Below are 17754 nucleotides of genomic sequence, written 5' to 3'. Positions count from 1 at the left end.
ATACCCTGTGTCGAATCGTTGATATAATTTCATGTATCAGCACGTGCGACCACCCCATAGAAAAAAGCGGCTCTGAACGAGCCGCTTCCGCTTTAAGTATTATCCAGCTCCGGTGACTAGAACAGTCGGTCATTTCGCGCCTTCCTGTGAGGCAAAAAGCGCCTCTTCGTCAGGAGCTCCAATGCCCTTTTGTTCTGAGCAAGTCACCTCCGCTTTTACGTGATATCCAGCTCCAGCGGCTAGAACAGTCGGTTGTTTCACTCCTTCATTCGAGGCAAAAAGCGCCTCGTAATCAGGAGTTCCAACACCCTCCTGTTCTGAACGAGCCGCTTCCGCTTTAAAATCTATTATTGATTCAAGAACGCACGTAGCATCCAAGCGTGTTTTTCTAGTTCTGTGTAGATGCCTAGTAGTAGGTCAGATGTCATTTCGTCGTCAGAGTTTTGAGCGATTTCCATGCCTTTTTTCAGTTCGACTAGCATCATTTCGTAGTCTTTCATGATTGCTTCAACCATTCCTTCTGCAGTTTCTCCGTAAGCTGCTTCTTGAATAGTAGAGATTTCTAGGTATTCTTTCATTGTCGCTACTGGTTTACCACCAATTGCTAAAATACGTTCTGCAATTTCGTCGATGTGAGTAGCTGATTCTGTGTATAGTTCTTCGAATTTCTCATGTAATGTGAAGAATTGAGGTCCTTTTACGTACCAATGGAAGTTGTGTAGTTTTGTGAATAAAACGCTCCAGTCTGCTACTTGTTTGTTTAATACTTCAATTACTTGTTTGTTCATTATGATCAATCTCCTTTTGAGTTGTTATGTTATATCAATTACTAATTTATAATTATTATAATCTAGTAATTCGTATAAATCAACCCTTTTGCTGGAATTAATTTGAACAAATTATGAACTGTTATAAATGAAAATCCCTATTACTGTTGAGTAATAGGGATTTTGTTTGATATATAGCTTCTGCTTTTAATTATTATACAGCCTTTTGCTTCTCTTCTACATCCTGTCCATCCCAGCACTCTGTATTCTGTAAGCCAGGGATAGAACTTGCAACGAAAACAGGATCTTTTCCTTGTTTCTTTTGCTTAATATAGTCTACTAATGCTGCGTAGGCGAATTTGCTAAGGAATGAGATGGCAATTAAGTTTGTGAATACCATTAGTCCCATGAATAAATCAGCTAAGCTCCAAACTGTTTTAAGGGCAGCGATTGATCCGAAGAATACCATTCCGACAACTGCAACGCGATAAATCATTAACCATGTTTTGCTTTCTTTAATGAATGCGATATTTGTTTCACCATAATAGTAGTTTCCTAGTAAAGAACTGAATGCGAATAGGAAAATAATAATCGCTAAGAAAGTGCTTGCCCACGGTCCGATTTGTGAACTTAATGCTTGTTGTGTTAATTCAATACCTTCTAAATTCGATCCTTTGTAAAGTCCAGAACATAATACGATAAACGCTGTTGATGTACATACTAAGAATGTGTCTACGAACACTCCTAATGCTTGAACAAGTCCTTGTTTTACAGGGTGAGATACATCTGATGTTGCTGCTGCGTTAGGGGAGCTACCCATACCTGCTTCTGTCGCGAATAAACCGCGCTGAATTCCGAATTTGATTGCTGCTCCAATACCACCAGCGATAGCTTGGTCTAAACCAAATGCACTGTTAAATATTTCTGTAAAAATGCTTGGTAACATATTGAAGTTGTTAATTACGACAAAAATAGCCACACCGATATAAATGATTGCCATTGGAGGAACAATCATTTCTGTAATACGTGAAATGCTCTTGATACCACCAAAAATAATAACTGCAACTAATAAAGCTAATAGAGCTCCTACGAGAGTTCGCTCTAGTCCAAAAGCATTTTCAAACGCTATTGTTACTGTATTTGCTTGTACAGAATTGAAAATTAATCCGTACGCAACTGTAATAAGAAGTGAAAACCAAACACCCATCCAGCGTTTGTTTAATCCTTTTTCCATGTAATATGCTGGCCCACCACGGAACCTGCTGCCATCTTTTACTTTATAAATTTGCGCGAGCGTACATTCTACGAAACTAGTAGCTGCTCCGATAATTGCGATAAACCACATCCAAAATATTGCACCAGGTCCACCCATTGAAATGGCTAATGCTACACCAGCTAAGTTTCCAATACCGATACGTGCTGCTGCACTTAAGCAAAATGCTTGGAATGGAGAGATGCTATCTTTCTTTTTTTCTTTTCGATTAAACCCTTTACTAATTAAACTGACCATCTCACCAAAATGAGTAATTTGGACAAATTTTAATTTGAAAGAGAAATAAAGACCGAAGCCGATTAGCATTGCAATAAGAATATATGACCATAAAATATTATTCGTTACCTCAAGGAATCTGCTAAAGATATCAACCATATAATACACTTCCTTTTTTCCGTAATAAGAAAATTATATGCAAAAAATATATGAGAATCAATTTTTCTAAAAAATTATGTTACATAAACGTATTTTGTGTTATGATTATGTTACATCGTAATATTTTTAGAATTATTTACATTTTAAAAAACTAAATGTAAAGCGAGAAAGAGGGGATAATTTGAAAGAAGAAACTTTATTGAAAGTAACCCTTAAGAGTTTGAAAATGAGAAGTAATATATTTTTTATCATTACATCTGTAAGTATCTTTTTAGGAGCCACTTATTATTACAATAAAAGATTTCCAACTCACATGTATCCTGAATGGTTAGAATTTCTAAAGTTGATTGGATGAATAAAAGACAGAAAAACAGAAAATTAAAATAAAGAAGTTATGGAGGAGCTAAATATGAATATTAGAGAAAGTGAACTTCCGGGTATTGGTTATAAGTTTCAAATCGTTACGAAAGGTAACGAAAAGATGGTGATTGTCATTCATGATGACGGGCGTAGAGAAATGTATCATTTTGATTCAGACCATGAAGAAAGTATCTCAAGTATTTCATTACGTGACTCAGAGGCAAGACAAATTGCAGCAATATTAGGCGGAATGGTATATAAGCCTAGAGCATTAGAAAATGTTGAGATGGTCTTTGAAGGTTTAGCGATTGAGTGGTTCAAAGTGGAGAATGCAGCTCCAGCAATCGGAAAAACAATCGGTGATCTGGAAATAAGAAAAACATATAGCGTAACAATCATTGCAGTTATGAAAAAGAATATGAAAAAGCTATTTAATCCGGGGCCAGAAACAGCAATTGAAGAAGGAGATATGCTTGTCGTTTCTGGTGAGAGAGAAGAGATTAAAAAAATTATTAATGAGTTACTTTCGAATAGGGGGACTGACTAGATGGATACTTTAATTTTTGAAGTTGGTACAGCGTTAGTATTAGTTGCAATTGCGGCAGTAATTGCTGGAAAGTTTAAATTCTCAGTAATTCCGTTTCTAATTGTTCTTGGGATGTTAGTGGGACCACATGCGCCGACAATAGGTGTTATCGATTTCAAGTTTATTGAAAGTGCAAGTGTCATTTCCTTCCTTGGACGGATCGGGGTTCTGTTCCTTCTGTTCTATCTAGGACTAGAATTTTCGATGAAAAAACTAATTAAATCTGGACGTTCTATTGCGATTGGCGGAACAATTTATATTTTAATTAACTTTTCACTCGGGTTATTATACGGATTTATAATGGGATTCCCTTTACTAGAAATCTTAATTATTGCGGGTATTATTACGATTTCTTCTAGTGCTATCGTTGCTAAAGTGTTAGTGGATTTAAGAAGAACTGGTAATAATGAAACCGAATTAATTTTAGGGATTATTATGTTCGAAGATATATTCCTTGCTGTATATTTATCAGTTGTATCTGGTTTAGTTTTAGGAGATCATGCTTCCTTCCTAGGTGCTCTTACTTCAATTGGAATTGCTTTAGGATACATGCTTCTATTCTTTATTGTAGCTAGAAAGGCGACACCTTTATTAAATAAATTGCTCAATATTAGTTCAGATGAAATTTTCATTATTGTAGTATTTGCTTCGTTATTCTTTATTGCAGGTTTCTCGGAAACAATTCACGTTGCCGAAGCAATTGGAGCACTTCTTTTAGGGTTAGTTTTCTCTGAGACAGAGCATAGTGACAGAATTGAACATCTTGTTGTTCCATTTAGAGACTTCTTCGGAGCTATTTTCTTCTTCAGTTTCGGATTAAGTATTGATCCGTTCTCATTGGGCGGAGCGATATGGTTAACGTTAGGTGCTGTCCTTCTTACAATCATCGGAAACTTTGTTGCAGGGATGATTGCAGGACGACAAGCTGGATTATCTCATAAAGCGTCAACAAATATTGGATTAACAATCGTTTCAAGAGGAGAGTTCTCTATTATTATGGCTAATATCGGCATAGCCGGTGGTTTAATGTCAGTACTAAAGCCATTCTCAGCACTATACGTGCTTATACTATCCATCTTAGGTCCACTTCTGACGAAAGAGTCAAAGAATGTATATAAATTTTTAAATAAAATCTTTAAGTGGGATACGAAGGCTAACTAAATTAAAAAAATAAAAGTACAAGATATTTTCTGCTTGTACTTTTATTTTTTGCAATGAAAACAGTAAAGAGAGGTACATGATGTTAGGAGAGTTGATTCATTCCGTTTTAGTGTTTCTAGAAGGACTTGGTTATTGGGGAATTATGCTTGGATTAATGCTAGAGGTTATTCCGAGTGAAATCGTATTATCTTATGCAGGTTATTTAGTATCAACAGGAAGCATTACATTTTGGGGCGCTGTCGCGTTCGGTACAATTGGTGGTGTAATCGCACAACTATTTATTTATTGGATCGGTCGATACGGAGGAAGGCCTGTTCTTGAGCGATATGGAAAATATATTTTAATTCAGAAGAAACATATTGATTATGCTGAAGCGTGGTTTAATCGTTATGGAACTGGTGTTATTTTTACAGCGCGTTTTATTCCTGTTGTGCGTCATGCTATTTCGATACCAGCGGGTATTGCGAAAATGTCACATGCTAAGTTTATTACGCTAACTACATTAGCTGTTATTCCGTGGTCAATTGTATTTGTATATTTAGGTTTTAAATTAGGAACAGAGTGGGAAAGCATTAATAAAGTAGCTGGGCCATATGTGAAATACTTTGCACTTGCTGCTATTGTTTGTGCAATTGGTTACTTTATATTAAAAAAAATGATGAAAAAAAAGTGATTACGGAAAAGGAATCTATGTTGGCATAGATTCCTTTTTTATTGGCATTTTTTCAAGGATGAAAGAATATGTTTAATATTTACCATATTGTGGCATACATATAGAGAAAGGGTGCTTGGAAAGGGGAATAAAGAAAAATGGAACTCCAGTTTCAAAATGTATATCAACAGGTGGAGAATTGGTATGTGTTGGATTCGGAGCTTCCTTGGGATGTCAAAAGGCTTAGAGATGATTTGTTTTCATTGATTGAAGTATGTAAAACGCCAGTTATTTTTTGTGATACGTGTGATGCGAATCATGTGCTTCTATCATTAGGGGAAGAAGAAGAGGAATTCTTATTCCCAGTAGGTGGTTTTTATCATAAAGAAAAACAATTAATTTTTGTTTGCATATGGGAAGAGTATGAGCAAGTGCTCAAAACACTACTGCATGAATTTCGCCATGCGATGCAGCATAAGAGAGAAGTATTGTATGTTGGAAGTGAATTGTACGAAGATAGATGGATTGAGAAAGATGCGAGGAATTTCGCAGAGAGGAAGTTAGATGAATATAAAAATAGAAAGTTAATGTAAAGCATAGTGGAGAAATGGCACTGTGCTTTCTTTGGTGGTTACTAAAAGTAAGCGATTGACTTTTATAAAGTTTAGTTCTAAACTAATAATATGAAACGAGCGAGGTGATAGAATGAAAACAGAAGATAGACTCGGATTACTATTATGGTTTCGTTTATCACGTTTTTATAACAAAAGTATTCGTGAGACGAATCAGCATTTGAAAGAATGGAATGTATCTGCCGCTCAGTTTGATGTACTAGCTCAAGTTGGAGGGCATAATCGTCTAACACAGCAAGAGCTTGGAAATAAACTATTTGTTACGAAGGGAAATATCACGCAGCTTTTAAATAAAATGGAGCAGCTAGAGTGGATTCGTCGTGAGCAAGAAGGTACTACAAAATATATTTCGTTAACAGAAAAGGGAAAAGTTTTATACGAAGAAATCGTCCCGCCTCAAGAAACATTCCAAGCGGAGCAGTTTCAAAATTTAAAGGTAGAAGAACAACATCAATTATTACAATTACTAAAAAAATTACAGTGAGAAAAACTTTGGAATAAATCTTGAATTCGAGATAATATGAGGTGAAGGGTATGTTTAGAAAAGTTGATCATAAAAATATGGGAAGAGCAAATCACGGTTGGCTAAATACACATTTTCATTTTTCATTTGCGAATTATTATAATCCTAATAACATGAATTTCGGAGCATTGCGTGTAATTAATGATGACCTAGTAGCGGCACAAACTGGTTTTGATATGCATCCGCACCGCGATATGGAAATCATTTCGTACGTTGTAGATGGTGCTTTAACACATGAGGATAGCATGGGGAACCGCGGAACAATTGAGCGAGGACATGTTCAATATATGAGTGCTGGCACAGGTGTATTTCATAGCGAGCATAATTTAGGAAATGAAACACTACGTTTATTACAAATTTGGATTTTACCAGATCGTGCGGATCATAAACCAAACTATGGTGAGTTTAAATTTGATTGGAGCAAGCGTGAAAACGAATGGTTCCATATGGTATCTCCAGTAGAAGCAGAGGCACCAATTCAAATTCACCAAGATGCAAATTTATATTCTTTATCGTTAGATGCTGGAAAAGAAATTCATTTTCCTGTGCGAGAAGGCCGTCAATTGTATCTTGTTCAAATTGAAGGAAGTAGTGTAATAAATGGTGAAACGCTTGTTATGCGTGATGCAGCAGAAGCGATAGAAGAAGATATCCATATTGAAGCGAAAGAGCCGTCACACTATTTAGCGATTGAGTTGAAAAGACAATAGAATGTTGATGGAAAAGGGGGACATCGATTAGATGTTCTCTTTTTTTGAGGTAGTGAAATTGTCAGAAAAAACTTTCTCAAATTTTCGGTAAAGGTATCGACTTGAAAAACAAGAATTGTATAAAAGTGTCAAAAATCTTTATGGGAATGGGGAATGTTATAGTGAAAAAGAAAGTCATTTCATCAGCATTAGCGTTAACTGTTATAGCCGGGGGATTTGGAACATTTGGAGCAACGACAACGAAAGCGGAAGAACAAAAAATTCAATATCATCAAGAGTTTAAAACACCTGCATACATAGGTGAAGAATGGAAAGCACCGGAAGGACTAGATAAAAAAGAAACGGTCTTTCAATATTTAGAGAGTAAGAAAGATATGTTTAAATTAGCAGGTAATATTGATAAACATTTCAATGTCGTTGGGGAAGAAAAAGACGCTGAATCTGGCACAACACACGTGAAGTTAGTTGAGAAGCATAATAACATTCCTGTGTATGGTTCAGATCAAACTGTTACACTTGATAAAGAAAATAATGTAAAAGCATTCTTCGGACAAGTTATTCCGAATTTAGATGATAAAAATATTCCTGCGTTTGCAAATATTAGCGCAGAGCAAGCAGAAACGATTGCAAAGGCAGATATTGAGAAAGAAATTGGTAAAGTAAAGAATTATGATGGTGTGAAAAAGGATTTATTTGTGTATGAAAAAGATGGAAACTACTATCTTGCCTATTTAGTTAAGGCATCGACTTCAAAACCAGCTCCAGGCTATTGGCATTATTTTGTTGATGCGACAAATGGAAATGTCATTGAGAAATATAATGCTGTAGACAACATTACAGGATTTGGTTACGGAGTATTAGGTGGTAGACAATCATTTGAAATTGCTCAAGATACGAAAACAGGAGAATTCAACTTATTTGACGGTAAACGAGGACAAGGTGTTCATACATTTGATGCGGAGAATATGGACGAAAACTGGTTTAATTTATTCTCGCAAATTCTTGGATATACTGGAGAAGAAGTGAAGAGTAAATCTAAGTTCTTCGAAGATAAAGCGGCAGTTGATGCGCATGTAAATGCAGGAAAAGTATATGATTACTACAAAAAGACGTTTAATCGTAACTCATTCGATGATCAAGGTGCGAAGCTTATTTCTACTGTTCACGTTGGAGAAAGCTGGAATAACGCAGCTTGGAACGGTGTGCAAATGATGTATGGTGATGGCGATGGTAAAACATTCATTCCATTATCTGCTGGACTAGATGTTATCGGTCACGAATTAACGCATGCTGTAACTGAACATACAGCAAATCTTGTTTATAAAAATGAGTCAGGTGCGTTAAATGAATCGTTATCTGATATTATGGGTGTCATGGTTGAGAAGAAGAGCTGGGATTTAGGTGCTGACATTTATACACCTGGAAAACCTGGTGATGCACTTCGTTCTCTGAAAGATCCAGCATCTATTCCAAATCCATTAAAACCAGGTGAAGGTTACCCAGATCATTACAATAAACGCTACACTGGAACAGCTGATAATGGCGGCGTTCATATTAACAGTAGTATTAACAATAAAGCTGCGTATTTAGTATCTGATGGCGGCACGCATTACGGCGTGAAAGTAACTGGAGTAGGCCGTGAAGCGACAGAAAAAATTTATTACCGTGCTCTTACGAAATATTTAACTGCAAACTCTGACTTTAAGATGATGCGTCAAGCGGCACTTCAATCAGCTGAAGATTTATATGGTAAAAACTCTAAAGCTGTACAAGCTGTTACGAAAGCTTATGATGCAGTAGGGGTAAAATAATAAGAGAAAAAGACCTGACTAGGATGTCAGGTCTTTCTTTATCCTGCTTTAATGGGCAGTAAGACCCCCACCTCAAAATTCAGCGAAAGCAAAGAAGTTAGGTGGGGGTCGGGCTGCCCATTAAAGTCCGATTGGTGAGGGCTAATAATCAGTGGGGGATGAAGAACCCCCCACTGATTAAAGTTTCACTTTATTTAGTCGCGAATACCTAATGCAATTTTCGCCATACGTGACATGCGTTCTTTAGACCAGGGTGGATTCCAAACGACATTTACTTCTATTTCATTGACTTCAGGTACGTTTGTTGATAATACTTTTTTAACGTCTGATACAATTTGCCCAGCCATTGGACAACCGATAGAAGTCATCGTCATTGTAATGACAGCATTATTATTTTCATCTGCTGTAACGTCATAAACTAATCCAAGATTGATAATATCAACACCTAGTTCAGGGTCAATAACAGCTTCTAAGTTTGCATATAACTTTTCTTCAAATGCTTGTTGTGACATGTGTAGCACCCCCTACATATTAATGATATCGATTCTCATTATAACGGATATATATATAATATGCAGGGAATGAGCTCAAAAAAATATTCCTCTTGAAAGAGGAATATTTTTTTGAGCTATTCAGTTCTGAAATGAGATACGAGTTGATCTAATTCTTCAACTGTTTGTTTCATTTGTTTAGCAGTTTGTGTCATCTCATTCATCGTAATGACTTTTTTCTCAGCAGATTGTGCAGTTGCCGCTGTTTCACTAGATACTTCAGTCGAAATAGAAGCGATGTTATTCAGTGAAGCGTTCATTTCTTCAGCGCTTGCAGCCATTTCCTCAGCAGTTGCTGAGATATCTTGCATTTGAGTAGATACTTTATTTACTTGTTCTACAATTGTTGTGAAAGAATTGCCGGCTTCACGAATGACATGAATGCCTTCAAATGCTTCAGAACGACCTTGTGACATCATCGAACTCGCAGTTTCAGTGTCTTGTTGAATTTGATGTAGTAATTGGTTAATATCTGTTGCCGCTGTTTTAGATTGTTCAGCAAGTTTTCGAACTTCATCAGCTACGACAGCGAACCCTTTACCTTGTTCGCCAGCACGAGCCGCTTCGATAGATGCATTTAAAGCAAGTAAGTTTGTTTGTTCCGCGATATTAGAAATAGATTGTACAGCTGTATCAATATATTTCGTGTGTGTGATTAGACGTTCGACCACTTCTGACGTAGCATTTACCGCATCGTGTATCGTTGTCATTTGTGAAACGGATTTTTGAATAACTGAACTTCCATCGTTAGCCTGTTCAGATGTAGTTACAGCAAGTTCAGTTACAGATGAAGCAGATTCAGCAATACGCTGAACGCTTACTGTCATATCGTCCATTGCAGTTGAGCTTTCTTCCATACTAGAGGCTTGCGATTGAATATTTGCATTTAAGCTAGACATCGAGCTTTGAACTCTTATTGTTGCCTCGCGTGATATATTCGTCTTTTCTAGCATATTTTCAGAAGCGTTTTGTACTTCTACGGATGTTTTTTGAACACGATTGATAATATGTTGTAGGTTTTCTAACATTTTATTAAATGATGTTGCAATCGTACCAATTTCATCATTACTATTTACCTGTAGGCGGGCTGTTAAGTCACCTTCTTGAGATGATAATTCTTTTAGTTTACTATCAATTTGTTGAATTGGTTTTACAAGTTTACCAGAGAACCACCATGCAAGAATGATAGCTACGATAATACAAATAACAAGTGATAAGAAGACAACATATTCAATTTGTAGTGAAGATTGATCAATTTTTTCGATAGATTGATCACGTAACTTAGCTTGTTCATTACTGTAATTTGTGAAGTCCCCAATTACTTTATACACAGTACCGTTTTCCGCATAAGCTACTTGTAAAGCCTCTTCCCACTTTTGTTCTTTTGCAAGAGTGAAAACTTTTTCTTCAATAAATTTTCTCCAAGTCGATCCTGATTCCATTGTGTTTTTCACAGATTGAGAAATGTTAGGATTTGAAAGAAGCTCACCTTTCTTATCTTCAAGAAGTTTACTCATTTCATTAAACTTGTCTAATTCAACTTGATCACGTTGTAATAAATAACCTCTTAAAGCAGAGAGCTGTACTTGATAAGCGTCCCCACGCTCTTTTAATTGTGTTGCCAGAGGGGAAATTTCTTTTTGTAATGTTTCAGCTTTACGAGATTGGTCGATAGCAAAAAATAAAATAAAAGCTAAGGCGATGCCAAATAAAGCGCAAATCGTTCCCATCATGAACATTAGTTTTTTTCGAATGCTAATAAAATTCATATGATAAAAAGCCTCCTTGTGAAATCTTAGTATTAGAATTAATAAATGTAAAAAATTGAAAGAAAGCTTTACTCCGTCGGGAATAAAGCTTTCTTCTTTCCTTTAGGAATTATAGCAGACGGAATGAGAGATAGAAAGAGATATTTTAAGGTGGAAAAAGAGAGACTGTAAATCTCTCTTTTTAATAATTTGAAGCTTATAAAAGTATAAATGAAAGTTTCGCGTTAAATGTTTGTTTTGAAATGAGAAACGAGAACTTCAAGTTCTTGTACGGTCGTTTTCATTTCAGAAGCTTTTTTAGCAACGACACTCATTTTGTTTACTTGGTCACCAGCTGAAGTTGCTGTTTGTGATGTTTCGGCGGCAACTTCATTTGAAATAGAAGCGATGTTATTTAAAGCTGCATTCATTTCTTCTGAACTTGCGGCCATTTCTTCAGCAGTTGCAGACATTTCTTGCATTTGTGAAGAGACGTTGTTAATGTGGTTAACAATTTCCGAGAATGAAGATCCAGCGGTACGAATGACTGTAATTCCTTCAGAAGCTTCTGACTGACCTTGTGTCATCATTTCATTTGCTATTTTTGTGTCAGCTTGAATTTGATGAAGTAAATGGTTAATGTCAGTTGCTGCTAGCTGAGATTGTTCAGCAAGTTTTCGTACTTCATCGGCAACAACAGCGAATCCTTTTCCATGTTCGCCAGCACGTGCTGCTTCAATCGAAGCATTTAAAGCGAGTAAATTCGTTTGTTCTGCGATATTAGAAATGGATTGAAGTGCAGTATCAATATGATTCGTATGTGTAATGAGTCGTTCTACTACTTGTGATGTAGCGTTAACAGCTTCGTTAATGGTATGCATTTGTGTAATAGATTTTTCAATGACTTTATTCCCACTATCTGCTTTTTCAGCAGCTGTAACAGCTAGACTGGTAACAGAAGAGGCAGATTCAGCAATACGCTGAACACTCGTTGTCATATCATCCATTGCAGTTGAACTCTCTTCGATGCTGGAAACTTGTGAACGAATATTGTGTTCAAGGGCATTCATAGTTTCTTCGGTTTTTGCGGTATTTTCCATAGACATAGTTGTTTCGATAAATACATTTTCAGAAGCTTCTTTGACACTTGTAGATGTTTGTTGCACTTGTTTTATAATACGTTGTAAATTAGCTAGCATTTGATTAAAGGAATTGGCGATATCACCAATTTCATCTTTACTCGTTACGTGCAATCTAGCAGTTAAATCGCCGTCTTGAGAAGCTAATTCTTTTAATTTCTCATCAATTTGTCGTATCGGTTTAACAAGTTTACCAGAGAACCACCATGCTAATAAAATAGACGTTAATGTGCATGTAATGAGTGAGAAGAAAATAATATATTGAATAAGAGATGAAGAAGACTCTACGTCAGCAATTAATGCGTCCCGTTTATCATTTTCTTCATTTGTATATTTAGTAAAGCGACTTAAAAGGTCGTTTACATAATTGGTTTGAGCTAAAGCAATTTTGGATGCTTCGTCCCATTTCCCTTCGCGAGCGAGAGGGAGGACTTCATTATCTATAACGCTTCGCCATTTTCCTCCCATTAAAATCGCTTCTTTCATTCCTTCTGGGAGTTTTTTATCACTTGTTACTTTTTCTCTAGTATCAGCTAGTTTTTTTCCTTCTCGGTTGAATTTATCCAGTCCTTTTTGATCATGTGATAGTAAATATTCTTGTAAACCAGCAACTTGTGCTTGGAACCAATCGCCACGCTCTTTTAAAATCGTTGCTCTTTTTGCCACATCATTTTTTAATGTTTCGACTTCATTGGCTTGATGCATAGCGAATGAAAGAATAACAATAAGAGCAATACTAAATAAAGAAGAAATGCTTAAGAGTGTGAACAGTAGTTTTTTTCGAATACTAACATATTTCATCTTTACCCCTACCTTTTAAAAACTATTTATTGTGATTTATAAATATTAAGAACGACATTAATAAAAACATTATTATGAAGTTATTAATCTGTTCAATGAAAATTATAGCAGATAATGGAAGAAGGCAGATTCATATGAGTAAATGTTCTTAAAATGTATACATTTGTATATCAAAAAATGCATAAATAAAAATGAGAAATACTATTGTAATTTGAAATTACATCATGTATACTTCTAATTAGTTGATAACGATTATCACTATCAACTATAAACATTACTCTTCGTTATGTTGGTCATACCCCTTTTTGACGACGTAAGTCAGAGACGAAATGTTGAAATATCTTGTGTCCTATTCTACAGAATTATGGTAATCTCCAACCTCAACTTATATGCGTGAGCATGCAAAAAGGATCCTATCCGTGAAGGGATCCTTTTTTGCATGCTGTCGCAATTAATGTATATAAACCGGGTATTTGTTCTTCAATTCCTTCCCGTGCAGTAGAAGGGAAGACCCACCTTTGATGAGACCCGTGTTCTTCAACTAGTTTTTCAATTTTTAAATGTTCTTCTGCAAGTGTTGTAATAATTTCTCCTAGCGTCCAGCGACGGATGAGCGTTTTAGGTAACAATTCTTTCTGCGCTTCTGTAAGAAGGATGCTATAAGCAACATTATCTTCAATTAATTCTTCATCGAAGTAATTTCCATTGGCCCGAAATGATGGGTGGTCTACTCCTAATAATTTCGTGTAAACAGGATGATAGTCACGAAGGATAAGCATGCCATCTCCTTTAAGTAAGGTAGCAATTTTTTGAAAGAGCGGTTTTAAATCTAAAAAGTAATGGAGTACACCAAGTTCCAGCAATACGATATCAAATGATTCGGAGAGCTGCACATGTAATACATCAGAAACGACATACTGGATAGAGACACCTGCTGCTTCAGCAAGTTCATTTGCATATTTTGCATTACTTGCTGAAATATCAACAACTGTTACGTCAGCTCCTAAAAGAGCGAGAGCAACGGCTTTATTTCCTTTTGACCCGAGTAAATTAATAATACGTTTTCCTTTTGGAGATTGTATGTAAGGTAAATAGTGATCTACCTCGCGCACGGGATCTGCCATAAGCTTTTTTGCGTAATCGGCTGGCGCCCCGTGGCGATTCGTCCAAGCTTCATAAGCAGCTGCATTCCAACTTTTTTCATTACGTATGCTTAGTTGGTTTTGATTCAATCGTATCACTCCTTTTGTGAACCTATAGTTATTCTATGGGGAGATGGGATTTCCTTTTCTTTTTGAATAAAAGTTTGATTTTTCTGTGAGTAAGTCGTAAAATACATGTTATATATAAAAGCGTTGAAAAGGAAAAGTAGAATGAAATCATTCTGTCCAGAGAGCTTCGGTAGCTGAGAAGAAGCAAGAATATTCATTTGAACAATGGCCTTTGAGCTTCGTCCTGAACTTATCCAATGATAATAGTAGGCGGCGACGAGAGTTGGTACTCGTTATCAAAACCACAGTATAAGAGCATATAGCTCCGTACTTGTTAAGGCTAATTATGTGAGTAATTGGCGAAATAAGGTGGTACCGCGACTGTTTATACAGCCCCGCCCTTATCTTTTTTAAGATAAGGGCGGGGCTTTTTTATATTTAAAAGGAGGAATGTAAGATGAGTATTTTTATTGGAGGCGCTTGGCCGTATGCAAATGGCTCGTTACATCTTGGGCATATTGCAAGTTTGTTACCTGGGGATATATTAGCACGTTATTACCGGGCAAAGGGTGAGAATGTGTTGTATGTTTCGGGAAGTGATTGTAATGGAACGCCAATTGCAATTAGGGCAAAACAAGAAGGTGTGACGGCGAAGGAAATTGCTGATAAGTATCATGAAGAATTTGAGCGATGTTTTCGTAGCCTCGGTTTTACTTATGATTGCTATACACGTACAGATAGTGAGCACCATCATGAAACTGTTCAAAATGTCTTTTTACGTTTATTAGAAGAAGGCTATATTTATAAAAAAACAGTGGAACAAGCGTATTGTGAAATGTGTACACAGTTTTTACCTGATCGTTATGTAGAAGGTGTTTGTCCACATTGCCATGAAGCAGCAAGAGGAGATCAATGCGATGCATGTTCAGCTATTTTAGATCCACTCGATTTGTTAGAAAAGACATGCAAGTTATGTGGTAGTACACCATCCGTGCAGGAAACAGAGCATTTCTATTTCGCATTGCATACATTTCAGGAACAAATCAAAACGGCTGTAGAAACCGCAAAACAAACAGGAACATGGCGTGACAACGCGATTCAATTAACAGAGAGATATGTTAAGGAAGGGTTACTAGATAGGGCTGTGTCACGTGATTTACCAATCGGGGTATCAATTCCGGTAGAAGGGTATGAAGACAAGAAAATTTACGTATGGATTGAAGCAGTGACAGGCTATTATTCAGCGAGTAAACATTGGGCTGAAGAAACAGGGAAAGATGATCAACAGTTTTGGGATAAAGAAGCGAAAACATATTATGTGCACGGAAAGGATAATATTCCGTTTCATTCCATCATTTGGCCAGCGGTATTGCTTGGAATAGGAGAAGGAGCAATTCCTCGTCATATCGTTTCGAATGAATATTTAACAGTTGAAAAAAGAAAGTTATCTACAAGTAAAAACTGGGCAGTATGGGTGCCTGACATATTAGAACGCTACAATCCAGATTCTATTCGTTACTTTTTAACAGTAAACGCACCAGAAAATCGTGATACTGATTTTTCGTGGCGTGAATTCATTTACAGTCATAATAGTGAATTGCTAGGTGCATACGGGAACTTTGTGAACCGGACATTAAAGTTTATTGAAAAGTATTATGGTGGTATTGTGCCGAAGGGAAGTATTGATGGAGAATTGAAAGATAAAGTGGAAGGATTATATAAAAATGTTGGAGAGGCGATTGAGCAAACTACATTTAAGGTGGCGCTAGAAACAATATTTGAGGCAGTACGTTTTGCAAATAAATACTTTGATGAGAGGCAGCCTTGGAAACAACGAGAAGATGATCCAGTTTCATGCGAAGAAACGATTTATAACTGTGTGTATCTTATCGCTAATTTTGCAAATCTCCTTGAACCATTTTTACCATTTTCAAGTGAAAGAGTTAGAAATACATTATCGATTGTGAAACGAAATTGGGAACCTCAAACCGCGTTGCCGAATAGAATTGATAGTGTGCAGCCGCTATTTGAACGAATTGATGTAAAACAAATTGAGCATGAGGTAGAAAAGTTATATGGAGCGGTAAAGTGAGATAGAGAAAAAGACCTTTCAAATACATGAAAGGTCTTTTTGTTATGCAGTAGGATTCTCTTTCTTATCCTTTAAGAAGAAAAGTACAGCAAGGATTACGAGAATAATAGCTGCAATATCATATGTTATTTTGAAAGTAGTATTAAAGTTTAAGTACTCTACTAAAGGGGTTTTGACTGCCCCAGCATATATGCAAATGGGAATGAGGAGCAAATCGTAAAATTTCTTTTCTTTCATATATCTTATTAAGAAGAAGATACACATAATGGCAAAAAAGGCTACACTTAAAATAGTCATTTATACCTCTAAATAGATTTGAAATTATACCACATTGTAACTGTATTTACATTTATATACAAATTATTATTTTCATGCACTATGCACGCTTCTATGTTTCTTTGCTTTCCTGGCTGTAAGCAGCTGAGGAGTAAAAATTCCAAGTAGTATAAAGAGTATCCCAATCCACTGCATGAAGGTTACGACTTCATGTACAAGTGTAATAGAAGCGATAATGGCTGTTGGTAATTCAGCTGCTCCTAGTATTGTACTAAGTCCTGTTCCTACTTTCGGTACACCAATTGAAAAACAAATGACAGGTACGACAACGCCGAACAATCCGAGGAAGAAAGCGTATTTCCAAAGACCTGCTTGCAGGGCACCGTCTGTTAAAAAGGTTGGCGGGAAGAATAGGCATACGATAAGAGTAGCGCTTGTTGTCATAAGAAAGCTTTTCGTATAAGGCGGTACTTCTGTAGCAACACGCCCGCTTGCAAACACATAGAATGAAAAAGAGACAGCGGCTAATAAACCAAAGATAATACCTTTCGTGGAAAAGCTTTGTCCGAGTCCTTCAAAGACACCGCCTGCAAACAATGTACCAGTAAATAAAATAATGATAGATATAACTTTCTCACGGCTTGGAAATGTTCGATTTGCAATTGCTTCAATGACTACACCAATCCATGTGAACTGAAAGAGTAAGACGACAGCGATAGATGCTGGTAGTTCTTCTACAGAGATAGCGTAGAAAATACCAGTCATACTCATTGTTGTGCCAACTGTTAGTAAGGAAAAGAATTGCTTTTTTGTTACTTTATGACGTGAAGCGAAAAGAACGAGCAAAAGAAGCCCAATCCATCCGAAGACATATTGTCCTCCTAATAGTTGATGTGCTGAAAATCCATCAATAAATCCGAGTTTAAAAATAGTTGAAAGTACGCCGTAGCTACAAGCTCCGAATAAAACGAGTAATGAATACTTAAATTTTTCCATGAAAATCCTCCTTTTACATAATAAAAAACGCCCGCTATCCAAATTAGGATAACGGGCGAACGAAACAGAGTAAGATACTCTACAAAATTC

At 36.4% G+C, this 17754-nt stretch carries 17 protein-coding genes and 1 other annotated feature; of the genes, 8 read left to right on the top strand and 9 right to left on the bottom strand.

The features are described 5' to 3' along the window. Positions 1–129 precede the first annotated feature (129 nt). From MR113_RS20560 to MR113_RS20550, 3 genes are all read right to left on the bottom strand, one after another. Positions 130–378: a hypothetical protein gene (locus MR113_RS20560; protein WP_242256513.1), complete on the bottom strand. Its 249-nt coding sequence runs from the start codon at positions 376–378 to the stop codon at positions 130–132. Further along, positions 348–788, bottom strand: coding sequence for a Dps family protein (locus MR113_RS20555; protein ID WP_001041892.1), 441 nt, complete (start codon positions 786–788; stop codon positions 348–350). Before MR113_RS20555 ends, MR113_RS20560 begins: the two co-directional genes overlap by 31 nt. A gap of 193 nt (positions 789–981) precedes the next feature. Then, the gene (locus tag MR113_RS20550) at positions 982–2415 is read right to left on the bottom strand and encodes an alanine/glycine:cation symporter family protein (protein ID WP_242256511.1); all 1434 of its coding nucleotides are present in this window, start codon (positions 2413–2415) and stop codon (positions 982–984) included. 409 nt (positions 2416–2824) lie between these two features. On the opposite strand from MR113_RS20550, the gene MR113_RS20545 reads away from it, so the two are divergent. The 7 genes from MR113_RS20545 (at position 2825) to nprB (ending at position 8850) form a co-directional block, all read left to right on the top strand. After that, positions 2825–3322 (top strand): cation:proton antiporter regulatory subunit, encoded by a 498-nt coding sequence (locus MR113_RS20545; RefSeq protein WP_048528229.1) that lies wholly within the window; start codon positions 2825–2827, stop codon positions 3320–3322. Then, on the top strand, positions 3323–4522 hold the full coding sequence (locus MR113_RS20540; protein ID WP_000380217.1) for a cation:proton antiporter: 1200 nt from the start codon (positions 3323–3325) through the stop codon (positions 4520–4522). Positions 4523–4601: 79 nt separating this feature from the next. Then, positions 4602–5195 carry an undecaprenyl phosphate transporter UptA gene (gene uptA / locus MR113_RS20535; RefSeq protein WP_002068116.1) on the top strand — a complete coding sequence of 198 codons (594 nt, stop codon included), beginning with the start codon at positions 4602–4604 and terminating at the stop codon, positions 5193–5195. A gap of 137 nt (positions 5196–5332) precedes the next feature. Beyond that, positions 5333–5767: a DUF3920 family protein gene (locus tag MR113_RS20530; RefSeq protein ID WP_242256509.1), complete on the top strand. Its 435-nt coding sequence runs from the start codon at positions 5333–5335 to the stop codon at positions 5765–5767. 112 nt (positions 5768–5879) lie between these two features. Beyond that, the gene (locus MR113_RS20525) at positions 5880–6290 is read left to right on the top strand and encodes a MarR family winged helix-turn-helix transcriptional regulator (protein WP_242256507.1); all 411 of its coding nucleotides are present in this window, start codon (positions 5880–5882) and stop codon (positions 6288–6290) included. A 50-nt stretch (positions 6291–6340) separates the two neighbouring features. Beyond that, the gene (locus MR113_RS20520) at positions 6341–7039 is read left to right on the top strand and encodes a pirin family protein (protein ID WP_242256505.1); all 699 of its coding nucleotides are present in this window, start codon (positions 6341–6343) and stop codon (positions 7037–7039) included. A 161-nt stretch (positions 7040–7200) separates the two neighbouring features. Beyond that, on the top strand, positions 7201–8850 hold the full coding sequence (gene nprB / locus MR113_RS20515) for a neutral protease NprB (RefSeq protein ID WP_242256503.1): 1650 nt from the start codon (positions 7201–7203) through the stop codon (positions 8848–8850). 194 nt (positions 8851–9044) lie between these two features. Here the strand turns inward: nprB and MR113_RS20510 are convergent, their stop codons facing one another. The 4 genes from MR113_RS20510 to MR113_RS20495 all read right to left on the bottom strand — a co-directional run bounded on the left by MR113_RS20510 (position 9045) and on the right by MR113_RS20495 (position 14321). Continuing rightward, positions 9045–9362 (bottom strand): metal-sulfur cluster assembly factor, encoded by a 318-nt coding sequence (locus MR113_RS20510; RefSeq protein WP_000082521.1) that lies wholly within the window; start codon positions 9360–9362, stop codon positions 9045–9047. Between the two features lie 116 nt (positions 9363–9478). Next, positions 9479–11170 (bottom strand): methyl-accepting chemotaxis protein, encoded by a 1692-nt coding sequence (locus MR113_RS20505; RefSeq protein WP_242256500.1) that lies wholly within the window; start codon positions 11168–11170, stop codon positions 9479–9481. Positions 11171–11394: 224 nt separating this feature from the next. Further along, complete coding sequence (locus MR113_RS20500) at positions 11395–13089, bottom strand: methyl-accepting chemotaxis protein (protein WP_242256498.1); 1695 nt, start codon at positions 13087–13089, stop codon at positions 11395–11397. A 413-nt stretch (positions 13090–13502) separates the two neighbouring features. Further along, entirely contained in the window at positions 13503–14321 is an 819-nt protein-coding gene (locus MR113_RS20495; RefSeq protein WP_242256496.1) for a class I SAM-dependent methyltransferase, read from the bottom strand. A 114-nt stretch (positions 14322–14435) separates the two neighbouring features. Further along, positions 14436–14706: a binding site (T-box leader), on the top strand. 51 nt (positions 14707–14757) lie between these two features. Between MR113_RS20495 and metG the strand changes: the two genes are divergently transcribed. After that, complete coding sequence (metG, locus tag MR113_RS20490) at positions 14758–16392, top strand: methionine--tRNA ligase (RefSeq protein WP_242256494.1); 1635 nt, start codon at positions 14758–14760, stop codon at positions 16390–16392. A gap of 42 nt (positions 16393–16434) precedes the next feature. On the opposite strand, the gene MR113_RS20485 is transcribed toward metG, so the two are convergent. Next, positions 16435–16689: a hypothetical protein gene (locus tag MR113_RS20485; RefSeq protein WP_000154150.1), complete on the bottom strand. Its 255-nt coding sequence runs from the start codon at positions 16687–16689 to the stop codon at positions 16435–16437. Between the two features lie 72 nt (positions 16690–16761). Continuing rightward, positions 16762–17664 (bottom strand): EamA family transporter, encoded by a 903-nt coding sequence (locus tag MR113_RS20480; protein WP_242256493.1) that lies wholly within the window; start codon positions 17662–17664, stop codon positions 16762–16764. Between the last annotated feature and the right edge of the window lie 90 nt (positions 17665–17754).

This window comes from Bacillus cereus group sp. BfR-BA-01379 (genome assembly GCF_022663605.1).
GTDB classification, from domain to species: Bacteria; Bacillota; Bacilli; order Bacillales; family Bacillaceae_G; genus Bacillus_A; species Bacillus_A mobilis.
This window is presented reverse-complemented; position numbering and strand designations above follow the sequence as displayed.